Origin of the sequence: Alicyclobacillus sendaiensis NBRC 100866 (assembly GCF_001552675.1) — a bacterium.
GTDB lineage: Bacteria > Bacillota > Bacilli > Alicyclobacillales > Alicyclobacillaceae > Alicyclobacillus > Alicyclobacillus sendaiensis.
The window spans coordinates 21181-31998 of sequence record NZ_BCRQ01000029.1 but is presented as its reverse complement, the minus strand read 5'-3'; the positions used below and the strand labels follow the sequence as shown (position 1 = coordinate 31998).

13 protein-coding genes are annotated in these 10818 nt (G+C 66.8%); 2 read left to right on the top strand and 11 right to left on the bottom strand.

The genetic code is table 11. The features are described 5' to 3' along the window. Nucleotides 1–29 precede the first annotated feature (29 nt). Nucleotides 30–1046, top strand: coding sequence for a zinc-binding alcohol dehydrogenase family protein (locus AS26_RS07475; RefSeq protein WP_062307910.1), 1017 nt, complete (start codon nt 30–32; stop codon nt 1044–1046). 170 nt (nt 1047–1216) lie between these two features. On the opposite strand, the gene AS26_RS07470 is transcribed toward AS26_RS07475, so the two are convergent. From AS26_RS07470 to AS26_RS07425, 10 genes are all read right to left on the bottom strand, one after another. After that, nucleotides 1217–2128: a DMT family transporter gene (locus tag AS26_RS07470; protein WP_062307907.1), complete on the bottom strand. Its 912-nt coding sequence runs from the start codon at nt 2126–2128 to the stop codon at nt 1217–1219. Nucleotides 2129–2206: 78 nt separating this feature from the next. Further along, nucleotides 2207–2446 (bottom strand): hypothetical protein, encoded by a 240-nt coding sequence (locus AS26_RS07465; RefSeq protein ID WP_062307905.1) that lies wholly within the window; start codon nt 2444–2446, stop codon nt 2207–2209. A gap of 221 nt (nt 2447–2667) precedes the next feature. Continuing rightward, complete coding sequence (gene hisI / locus AS26_RS07460) at nt 2668–3444, bottom strand: phosphoribosyl-AMP cyclohydrolase (protein WP_062307903.1); 777 nt, start codon at nt 3442–3444, stop codon at nt 2668–2670. Further along, complete coding sequence (hisF, locus tag AS26_RS07455; RefSeq protein ID WP_062307900.1) at nt 3432–4202, bottom strand: imidazole glycerol phosphate synthase subunit HisF; 771 nt, start codon at nt 4200–4202, stop codon at nt 3432–3434. Before hisF ends, hisI begins: the two co-directional genes overlap by 13 nt. Then, complete coding sequence (gene hisA, locus AS26_RS07450) at nt 4196–4954, bottom strand: 1-(5-phosphoribosyl)-5-[(5-phosphoribosylamino)methylideneamino]imidazole-4-carboxamide isomerase (protein WP_062307899.1); 759 nt, start codon at nt 4952–4954, stop codon at nt 4196–4198. The genes hisF and hisA overlap by 7 nt, the downstream gene beginning before the upstream one ends. After that, the gene (hisH, locus tag AS26_RS07445; RefSeq protein WP_062307897.1) at nt 4951–5613 is read right to left on the bottom strand and encodes an imidazole glycerol phosphate synthase subunit HisH; all 663 of its coding nucleotides are present in this window, start codon (nt 5611–5613) and stop codon (nt 4951–4953) included. The genes hisA and hisH overlap by 4 nt, the downstream gene beginning before the upstream one ends. Further along, on the bottom strand, nt 5610–6215 hold the full coding sequence (gene hisB, locus AS26_RS07440; protein ID WP_062307894.1) for an imidazoleglycerol-phosphate dehydratase HisB: 606 nt from the start codon (nt 6213–6215) through the stop codon (nt 5610–5612). The genes hisH and hisB overlap by 4 nt, the downstream gene beginning before the upstream one ends. Next, nucleotides 6212–7492: a histidinol dehydrogenase gene (gene hisD, locus AS26_RS07435; protein ID WP_062307892.1), complete on the bottom strand. Its 1281-nt coding sequence runs from the start codon at nt 7490–7492 to the stop codon at nt 6212–6214. The genes hisB and hisD overlap by 4 nt, the downstream gene beginning before the upstream one ends. Next, the gene (hisG, locus tag AS26_RS07430; protein WP_062307890.1) at nt 7482–8123 is read right to left on the bottom strand and encodes an ATP phosphoribosyltransferase; all 642 of its coding nucleotides are present in this window, start codon (nt 8121–8123) and stop codon (nt 7482–7484) included. The genes hisD and hisG overlap by 11 nt, the downstream gene beginning before the upstream one ends. Next, entirely contained in the window at nt 8117–9229 is a 1113-nt protein-coding gene (locus AS26_RS07425) for an ATP phosphoribosyltransferase regulatory subunit (protein ID WP_062307887.1), read from the bottom strand. Before AS26_RS07425 ends, hisG begins: the two co-directional genes overlap by 7 nt. Nucleotides 9230–9404: 175 nt before the next feature. Between AS26_RS07425 and AS26_RS07420 the strand changes: the two genes are divergently transcribed. Then, entirely contained in the window at nt 9405–9638 is a 234-nt protein-coding gene (locus AS26_RS07420; RefSeq protein WP_245629663.1) for a LysM peptidoglycan-binding domain-containing protein, read from the top strand. A gap of 71 nt (nt 9639–9709) precedes the next feature. On the opposite strand, the gene ispG is transcribed toward AS26_RS07420, so the two are convergent. Further along, a complete protein-coding gene (gene ispG / locus AS26_RS07415) occupies nt 9710–10795 on the bottom strand; it encodes a flavodoxin-dependent (E)-4-hydroxy-3-methylbut-2-enyl-diphosphate synthase (RefSeq protein ID WP_062307882.1) in 1086 nt (361 codons plus the stop codon). Nucleotides 10796–10818 lie beyond the last annotated feature (23 nt).

Sequence of the window (10818 nt, the reverse complement as noted above, 5' to 3'; positions counted from 1 at the left end):
TTCACGAGGAGGCGGTGCCTGTGGCAAAGATGAAAGCGGTGGGCCTGTATCGCTACCTGCCCATCTCGGATCCGGAGAGCCTGTTGGACCTCGAGGTGGAGCGCCCCCGGCCGCAAGGGCGCGATCTGTTGGTGCAGATCCAGGCCGTGTCCGTCAATCCCGTCGATACGAAGATCCGCGCACCGAAGGACAAAGTGGAGTCCACGCCCAAAATCCTCGGCTTTGACGCCGCCGGCATTGTCGTGGAAACCGGGCCGGAGTGCCAGTGGTACAAGCCGGGCGACGAGGTGTTTTACGCCGGCAGCAACGTGCGGCAAGGCACGAACGCGGAGTACCACCTGGTGGACGAGCGCATCGTGGGCCGCAAGCCGAAGACGCTCTCCTTCGCTGAAGCCGCCGCACTGCCGCTCACGAGCCTGACGGCGTGGGAGGCACTCGAAGATCGGCTCGGATTCTCGCTTGAACCGGGAGCGAACCGCGGCACGTCGCTCCTCATCATCGGCGCGGCAGGAGGCGTGGGCTCCATCGCGACCCAGTTGGCCAAGCGCGCGGGGTTCACGGTCATCGGCACGGCGTCGAGGCCCGAGACGCGAGAATGGGCGTTGCAGCACGGCGCGGATCACATCGTGGATCACTCCCGCCCCTTCCGGCCGCAGCTCGAGGCCATTGGCTTCCGCGACGTGGACGCCATCCTGTGTCTGAACTCCACCGACAAGCACTGGGAGCAGATGGCGGACGTCATCGCGCCGCAGGGCAAGATTTGCTCCATCGTGGAGACGAGTACCCTGCTCAATCTGGAACTCTTGTTTGGTAAAAGCGTGACGTTCGCGTGGGAACTGATGTTCACGCGGCCGCGGTACCAGACACCGGACATGGCCAGGCAGCGCGACATCCTGAATCGAGTGGCCGATCTCGTCGACGAAGGCCAAATTCGAAGCACCATGACGGAACATTTGTCGCCCATCAACGCGGAGAACCTGCGGAAGGCGCACGCGAAGCTCGAGTCTGGCCGGACCATTGGCAAAATCGTGTTGTCGGGGTTCTGAAGAAAAGCGCGCGGAGCGAGCGGCTTTGCGCTCGCTCCGCAATCCGCGTGTCTTGGCGTACCGAGACATTGGCCCTGCAGCCGAACAGATGAAATCCATCTTGGTATGACGCCTGCTCGAAAACCTCGTCGATGGCCACTGCAACTCGTTTCACGCCATGGCACTCGCCCTCACATCGACGCCCGCTCCACCTCCGACAGCGCCACGGACTTCGCAGGCTTCCGGTCTTGCCCGAGGAAGACCGCCAAGAGGATCATCGCGCCGCCGACGTAAAACAGGGCGGACGGCCGTTCTCCAGTGACGACAATCGAAATCAGGACGCCAAACACGGGCTGAAGGTACAGCGTGATGGCCGCGCTCGCCACGTCGTGATCCTGCAGGACGAAGATCCATATCAAATAAGCCGCGGCCGTCGCGAAAAACACGAGAAACACAAGACTCCACAGGCTCGCATGCGCCACGTGGCGCGGCCAGGGGTGCCCCGTCCAGGCGTAGACCGGCAGGCAGCCGATGCCGGCCGCCAAGAGCATGATGGACGTCGCACTGGCCGCGGAGACGTCAGCCGTGAGCCTGCCCGAAATCGCGTTGTAGATGGCGTAGCACGCGACGGCGCCAAGCATGAGGAGATCGCCGAGAAGGTAACCTGCAAATCCAGGCCGCGGACACCCCGCCACGATCCACGCCCCTGTCGCCGCCAAGATCATGGCGAACCACCGCCGCCAACCGAGCGGCGTCCGAAACGCGATGGCGGAGACCACCAGGGTCAGAAGGGGTTCCAGCGCGATGGACACCGCGCCGAGCGCCGGCGACGACGCGCGAATCCCTTCCGTCTCCATCGTCACGGGGAGCGTGAAGCCAAGCAGCCCGAGCAGCGAGATGCGAAGAATTTTCTTCCATGTCCACATCCTGAGGCGCACGTCGCGCGCGACAAAGGGCAAGAGCACCATCCCGCCGACGAGCATGCGCGCCATCACGATGAGCGGCGGTGAAAAGCTCTCGGCAGCAAGTCCCGTGGCTGTGAAGCTCGCGGACCAGATCAAATTGGCGACGATGAGCAGTGCAAACAATCCCCATTTACGCAACGAGCCGGCCCCCTCCGTAGCTACTCTACGCCGAGCGACCGGCTCAACTCAAGGCCCCAAGTCTTCCGTTTCTCACGCCTAGCGGAACAACGTGGGCCTCTTGCACGCGCGTGGCAGCGGCGATACCCGCCGCTCGAGCACCAGGTAATGATCCGTGACAAACGTCAGTCGATAGCCGTGCCGCTCGAGCTTGTTCATCACATCGCCGACCGTCATGCCGAGGTAGTCGGCGATCACGACGTTGGGATCCGAACTGCTCCCCGCCTTCACGACGATTTCCGCGCTGCCCGTGACGAGCGGATGCAAAATGACCGCCATCTTTCCCACCTCCATGCTGTATCCAATGCATGAAGGCGGTAGGCTGCGCCCGCCAGTTTAGGGAAGCGCGCCAATCCACTGGATGACCCACTGCATAAGATCGACGAGCGCCCCCATGCCCATGTCCAGGAGAAGTTGCAGCACACCCTTCCCTCCATCTTTCCGTTTGTGATGGAGATAGGGTGTGTACGTTGCGCCCGTGCCCATACGCCTGGTTGTTCCTACGCGCGCCGCTCAAGGACCTGCCACACGTCGCTCGGCCGAATGCCTACGTGGCGCCAGAGGACGAGAAGGTGGTACAACAGGTCCGCGGACTCGGAGGCCACCTCGGCCTTCGCCGCCGCATCGTGTTCGGCCTTGAGCCCCGCCAGCGCCACCTCCACCGCCTCTTCGCCGATCTTCTTTCCCATCCGCTCCGCGCCGTGCGTGAACAGGTACGTGGTGTAGCTCCCGTCCGGCCGCTCGCGGTGGCGGCTGTCAATCACGCCCCACAATCTCGCGAGCGCCGATTCATCCCACGCCGCAAAAGGCGCATCGCCCGGTCCGCTGCTCGCCGCAACCGCACCGCTCGCCTCCGGCGCATCGCCTTCCCCGCCGCGAACAGCCGCGCCCTCAGGGTCCGGCGCTCCCTCCGCCGCCTTCGACAACGCCCCGTCCGGCACCAGGCGGCGATAGAAACACACCTGCTCGCCCGTGTGGCAGGCCGGTCCCGCCGGTACCACACGGTACAGCACGGCGTCTCCGTCGCAGTCCAGACGCACCTCGACCACGCGCTGCACGTTGCCGGACGTCTCTCCCTTACGCCAGTACGCCCGGCGGGATCGGCTGTAATACCAGGCGTAGCCCGTCGCGAGCGTCCGCTTCAGCGCCTCGCGATCCGCGTAGGCGAGCATCAACACGTCGCCCGTCTCGGCGTCCTGGGCCACCACCGGCACAAGCCCCGTGGCGGCGTCGTAGCGGACGCGCGCGAGCTCCACGTCTCCCTTCACAGCGGCCACCTGACCGGCACCCCCCTTTCGCGCAGATACTGCTTCAACGCCGGAATGGCGATCTCGCCAAAGTGAAACACGCTCGCGGCGAGCGCCGCGTCCGCACCGCCCTGCGTCAGGACCTCGGCGAAATGTTCCATCGTTCCGGCCCCGCCGCTCGCGATGATCGGCACGCGGACGGCGTCCGCCACGCGGCGAGTGAGGTCGAGATCGTAACCCGACTTCGTGCCATCCTGCCGAAAGCTCGTCAGCAGGATCTCGCCCGCGCCAAGCTGCGCCGCGCGCTTGGCCCACTCCACCGCGTCGGTGCCGGTGCCCACCTTGCCGCCCTGCAGCATGACCTCGTAGCGGCCGAGGGACTCGCTCCAGCGCGCATCAATGGCCACCACTACGCACTGCTCGCCGAACCGCCACGCGGACTCCTCGATGAGCCGGTGGTTGCGGTACGCCCCGGTGTTCATCGACACCTTGTCCGCACCGGAGAGGAGCAGTCGCCGCACGTCTTCGACGGTGGAGACGCCGCCGCCCACGGTGAGCGGCACATTGACGCGCGCAGCCACCTGCTCCACCACCCGCAGCATGGCCAGGCGCCCCTCGCTCGACGCGGAGATGTCGAGGAGCACGAGCTCGTCCGCGCCTTCGCGGCAATACGCCTCCGCGAGCGCCACCGGATCCCCGGCGTCCCTTCGGTTCTCCAAGAAGCTCACGTGCTTGACCACGCGGCCGTCGAGCACGTCAAAACAGGGAATAATGCGCTTGGTCAGCACGCGCCTCCCTCCTCTTCCTGCGCGAGGCGTTGAAACAATTCGCCGAGTTGGATGCGGCCGTCGTGCAGCGCCTTGCCGATCACAGCGCCCGCGAGGCCAGCCCGGCGCGCCGCCACGACGTCTTCGATGGAACCGATGCCCCCTGAGGCGATGGCAAAAAGCCCCGACTGCTGCACGCCAAGCGCCAGCTCCAGATTCGGCCCTTGCCCGGTTCCGTCCCGCTCCACGTCCGTCACGAGCGCCTGGACGAGGCCGGCTTTGGCGAGCTCGCGGGCGAGATCGAAGACGGACAACTCGGTTTCTTCCAGCCAGCCGGACACCGCGAGGCGCCCCTTGCGGCCATCCAGCCCCGCCACGAGCCGGTGGCCGCCAAACTCCTGCGCCCACTCCGCCACCAGCTCGACCTTTCGCACCGCGGTGCCGATGACAACCCGCGCCACGCCCGCCTCCAGCCATCGGGCGATGGCCTCTCGCGTGCGAATACCGCCGCCCACCTGCACCGCCGCGCCGTAGGAGGCCGCCGTCTGGACGATGGCGCGCACCGCCCGCTCGTTCTCGCTCTGGCCGGAGCGGGCCGCGTCGAGATCGACGACGTGCAGAAAGCGGGCGCCGGCCTCGCACAGGCGCCCGGCGACGCCTGCCGGCTGGCCCTCGTAGCGCGTAACCTGCCGGTAGTCGCCCTGGCGGAGGCGGACCACTTCGCCCCCGAGGATGTCGATAGCCGGATAGACGGTGAACGGAAGTCCGCTCATGGGCTCACCCCCTCGAGCAGCGCCGGATACGACGCGATGCGCACGAAGTTCGCCAGAATGCGCTCGCCCACCGCGCCGCTCTTTTCGGGGTGAAACTGCGCGCCCATCACGCGGCCGCGCGCCACCACGGCGGGCACGTCCACGCCCGCATACGAGGTGCGCGCGATCACGTCCTCCCACCGCTCGGCGACGGCGTAGTAGGAGTGGACGAAGTACACGTAATCCCCCTCGCGGACGTCGCGCAACAGCGGGTGATGGGGCGCGCTGAGCTCGAGGCTGTTCCATCCCATGTGCGGCACCTTGGCCCCGTCCGGAAAGCGGACGACGTGGCCTGGAACGAGATCCAAGCCCCGAAACACCCCGTGCTCCTCCGAACTGGTGAACAGAAGCTGCATGCCGAGACAGATCCCGAGAAGCGGGATGGACCGCGCGACGGCGTCGCGCACCACGTCACACAGGCCGCGGGCGCGCATCTGGCTCATGGCGTCGCCGAACGCCCCCACGCCGGGCAGGATGACGCCCTGCACGGGACCTTGTTCCCGAAGCGCCGCCTCCCATTCGCCGCGCGACGCCACCACGCGACCGTCGGTGCCCACGCGTCGGAGCCCGCCGAGCACGCTGTGGAGGTTGCCAATGCCGGGATCGAGCACGATGATCATTCCAGCACCCCCTTGCTGCTTCGCACGCCGCCTCCCGTCACCTCGACCGCCTCGCGCAGCGCCTGGCCGAACGCCTTGAACAAGGCCTCCGCCATGTGGTGGTTGTTTTCTCCGTACAGGATGGCGAGGTGCAGCGCCATCCGGGCCTCGTTGGCCACCGACTTGAAAAACTCGTGCACCAGTTCGGTCGGAAACGTGCCGATGCGCGCGTCTGTGAACCGGGCGTGCAGGACGAAGGCCGGCCGGCCGGACAGGTCGATCACCGCCCGGGCGAGCGCCTCGTCCATGGGCACGTGGCGCTCCCCGTAGCGGCGGATGCCCTCTTTGTTGCCGAGCGCCTCGCGGATGGCGCGGCCCAGGCACAGCCCGATGTCCTCGACAAGGTGATGGTCATCCACGTCCACGTCGCCAGTCGCCGAGACGGTGAGGTCGAAAGACCCGTGCACAGTGAACAGATGCAGCATGTGGCGCAAAAAGGGGACAGGAAAGTCCATCAAAGCCTGCCCTTCCCCGTGAAGGTTGAGCGAAAGTCGCACGGACGTCTCGCCGGTCTCGCGCTCGACGGCCGCCGCGAAGGTGGGGCGTCCCATGTTCGCATTCATCGCAATTCCTCCCTGCGGATGCGCACCGCGTCCCGGTGGGCGGTCAGCGATTCGGCCTCCGCCAGCGCCTCGATGTGCGGCGCGTGGCGGGCGAGGGTCTCCGCTGTGTAGGTGGCGGCCGTCATCCGCCGCATGAAATCGAGGGTACCAAGCCCGCTCGAGAACCGCGCGCTGCCGTGCGTGGGCAGGACGTGGTTGGTCCCGGCGAAGTAGTCGCCCACCGGTTCCGGCGTGTACGGGCCCAAGAACGCCGCCCCGGCCGTGCGGATCTTGGCCAGCCAGCGGCGGGGGTCTTCCGTCATCAGCTCCACGTGCTCCGGCGCCATGTCGTTGACGAGATCGACGGCGTCCTCGAGACTTCGCACCAGGACCAGCGCCCCGTGGCGAAGGAGCGCCTCGCGCGCGATGTCTCGCCGAGGCAGCGCCGCCAGCTGCCGCACGATCTCGGCGTGCACCCGCTCGAGCAACCGGCGGGACGGGCTCAGGCACACGGCCCCGGCCTCCACGTCGTGTTCGGCCTGCGCGAGCAAATCGGCCGCGACGTACGCCGGATTCGCCGTCTCGTCCGCCACCACCACCACCTCGGTCGGCCCGGCGATGCTGTCGATCCCGACGTCTCCCATCACCATGCGCTTCGCCGTCGCCACGTACACGTTGCCCGGCCCGACAATCTTGTCCACGCTCGCGATGGTCTCCGTGCCGTACGCGAGCGCCGCCACCGCCTGCGCCCCGCCGACGGCGTACACCTCGTCCACGCCGAGAAGATGGGCCGCGGCCAGGACGGCGGCGTGAGGCAGCCCATCCGGGCCCGGCGGCGACGCGAGCGCGATGGAGCGCACACCAGCCACCTGCGCGGGAATGACGTCCATCAGCACGGTCGACGGGTACGCCGCCCGTCCGCCGGGCGCGTACACGCCGACGCGGCGAAGCGGGCGCCACAACATTTCGAGGGTCTCGCCGTCCTCGCCGCGGAGCACGACGTCTTGCGGCAGCTGCGCCTCGTGAAAGCGCCGGATGCGCTCCGCCGCGCGCGCGAGCGCGTCCCTCACCTCGGCGCGAAGCGCGCGAAACGCGGCCTCCATCGCCTCAGGCGCCACGCAGAGCGGCGCGTCCACCCCGTCGAAGGTTCTCGTGAGCCGCCGGAGCGCCTCATCCCCGCCCGCGCGCACCTCCTCGACGATGCGCGCGACTCGCTCCCACACGTCCGCGTCGCGGCCGGTCTCCCGCTGCCACTTGAACGAAACTTGCTCGATCACGTCCACCCGGTCAAGGCGCATACGCGTTCCTCCTCGCGACGGCCGCCTCCAGCCGTTCCAGGCAAGCCGAGATTTCTCGATGTTTCATCCGGTAGCTCGATCGGTTGGCCACAAGCCTCGCGGAGATGTCGAGCACTTCATCGAACACCACGAGCCCGTTGGCCCGAAGCGTCTCGCCGGTCTGGACGAGATCGAAGATGCGGTCCGTCAAGCCAATGACGCTGGCGAGCTCGATGGAGCCCGCGAGCGGCACAATTTCCACCTGGTGTCCCTGGCTGCGAAAGTAGCGATCCGCAAGCTTCGGATACTTCGTCGCCACGCGGCGGGGCGCGTGGCGGCGCTCCTCCTCGCGCCCCGCGACGCACAGCTTGCAGCGCGCGACGCCGAGATCCAAGAGCTCGTACATCTCCCGCTCTTGCTCGAGCAGGATGTCGTTGCCGACGACGCCGAGATCGGCCACGCCGTACGCGACGTAGGTGGGCACGTCGGCAGGCTTGGCGAGCAGATAGCGCAGCGTCCACCCTTGCCACGGAATCTCGAACACGAGCGCGCGGCTCTCGTCCCAGTCGCGCGGATAGGCAATACCGGCCGCCCCCCAGAGCGGCACCACGTCGTCGAGCGTGCGCCCCTTGGCCATCGCCACGGTCAACATCCGCCTTCCCCCTCCTCCTGCGCGTCGAGCACGGCCATCACACGCTCCACCTCGAACGCGAAGCCGACGGCCGGCGCGTCCGCTCCGAATTGGGCGAGCAGTTCGTCGTACCGCCCGCCCTGCGCGATGGGCGCGCCGACGCCTGGCGCGAACACCTCGAATACGAGGCCCGTGTAGTAGTCGAGCTCGCGATGGAGGGCGAGATCGAAGGTGATGACGTCCGACGCGAGGCCCGAATCGTGGAGCGCGTCCGCCAGGCGGCAGAGGTACTGCCACGCGTCGCGCACGTCCTGCGCGGCCCGGGCGTCGACCGAGGCCTGCAGCATCGCCTCGAGCTCCGCGCGCGACGCTTCGCGGCTTCGCTTCGCCGCGTCCCGATGGGCCGGCGACCACGCGAGCAGATTCGCAAGGAGATCCACGTCCCGTAGCGCGTGCGCCTGCCAGAGCTCGCGGAACTGGACGTAATTTCCGCTCGTGAGACAGGCGAGAAACGTGCGCGCGAGCGCTGTGGATACGCCCATGGCGTCCAGCAGGCGCGGCACCAGGCGCGCGTGGCTGACCACGATGCGGTGGCACCTCACGCCCGCGGCCTGGCTCGCCTCGTGCAACAGGCGCAGGACGTCCAGGTCCACGTCGACGCTCGCCTCTTCGCCAATGCGCTCGATGCCCACCTGCGTCGACTCCGCCGCTTTGCCGCTCGCCCACGAGAGCGAGGCCGGATCGTCCGTGCGGCGATACACGCGCTCGCAGTAGCACCAGCGAATCGGCGTCCGCCCGGCCGCCACGCGCGGCGCCGCCATGCGGGCGATGGATGGCGTCATCTCTGGGCGAAGCGCCACGGCGTGCCCGCCCCCGTCAAAGAGGCGAATCCAGTCGCGGCTCGCCTCGGGCGATCTCGCCCGCAAAAGTGTATCCACGTATTCAAACAGCCCGCTCGTCACGGGCTCGTAGCCCGCGTCCTCCAAGAACGACAGCAGGCGGGTTTCGACGGCCCTGCGCCGTTTGGCGAAGTCCGGATATCCGTCCTGCATCCCCGGGGGCCGGTCCGCGAATCCGCGCACCGCCTGCCAGGCGCGAGCGCCCCACGCGCTCCTCGTGTCATTCATGCGTCTCCAGCCTCCACGCCTTCTCCGCGCCGATGCGGCGCTCTTTATCTCGCTAATATGCTAAAGCAAGCATATCGGACACGAGTCCGCATTGCAACCAGGGAATCTAGGCGTGCATCTACGGCAAGTCCCCGCACATCCGCATACGGTGGAACGAACCACGTTTCGAGGAGGGATGACAGTGGTTAAGTACATCGTCCAGCCCGGTGACACGCTCGGAAACATCGCGGTCAAGTACGACACCACCGTGTCGGCCATCGTCCGGGCGAACGGCATCAAGAACCCCAACATGATTTACCCCGGCCAGGTGCTGAAGATCCCAAGCAAGCACTACGAGGACGTGAAGTCGAGCACCTATCACTACGGCATGCACCACGACATGCACGCGCACCACAAGAGCTGGTACTGAACGCGCACCCAACCGCACAAAAAAAAGCGCCCGCCTGCCGTGTTCGCCGACAGGCGGGCGCGCGTCCGCCATCACCAAATGGATCCGGTCTCCGCGTACCGCTTCGCCATCGTATCGATTTCCTTCTTCAGCTCGGTGAGGAGATCTTGCTCCGGGATCTTCCGCACGACCTGTCCCTTCCGGAACAGCAGCCCCTCGCCGCGCGCGCCCGCGATGCCGATGTCCGCCGCGCGCGCCTCGCCCGGCCCATTCACCGCGCATCCCAGCACCGAGACCTTGATGGGCGCGCGGATGTTCTGCACATAATCCTCGAGCTCGTTCACGATGCTGATGAGATCGATGTCGATCCGCCCGCACGTCGGGCACGAGACGATGGTCACTGCGTCCGACACGATGTGGAACACCTTCAGCAATTCGCGTGCCACCTTGACCTCCTCGACCGGATCCGCCGAGAGCGACACGCGAATCGTGTTCCCGATGCCCATGTGCAGAAGCGTCCCGAGGCCCGCCGCGCTCTTGATGGTCCCGCCGAACAAGGTTCCCGACTCCGTGATGCCAAGATGGAGCGGATAGCGGAACCGCTCCGCCGCCAGGCGGTACGCCTCAATCGCGAGCGGCACGTCGGAAGCCTTCATCGAGATGATGATATCGTCAAAATCCAGATCCTCCAGGATCTTCACGTGGTGTTCCGCGCTCTCGAGCATGCCCTCCGCCGTCGGATAGCCGTACTTCTCGAGGATATGCTTCTCGAGCGATCCGGCGTTCACCCCGATGCGAATGGGAATCCCGCGCTCCTTACACGCCTTGACGACTTCCTCCACCTTCTCGCGCTTGCCGATGTTGCCCGGGTTGATGCGCACCTTGTCCACGCCGTTCTTGATGGCCTCCAGCGCGAGCCGGTGATCGAAGTGAATATCTGCGACAAGCGGAATATGAATCTGCCGCTTGATTTCCTTGATAGCCTCAGCAGCTTCGCGGTTGTTGACCGTCACCCGCACGACCTGACAGCCCGCGTCCTCCAGTCGGTGAATTTGCTCCACCGTCGCCTTGACGTCCGCCGTCTTGGTCGTCGTCATGCTCTGCACAATGACCTGATTGCTCCCGCCGATCACGACGTCGCCGACGCGAACCGGCTTCGTCTCCCAGCGACGATACATACTCTCGTCTCCCCGCTACGTGA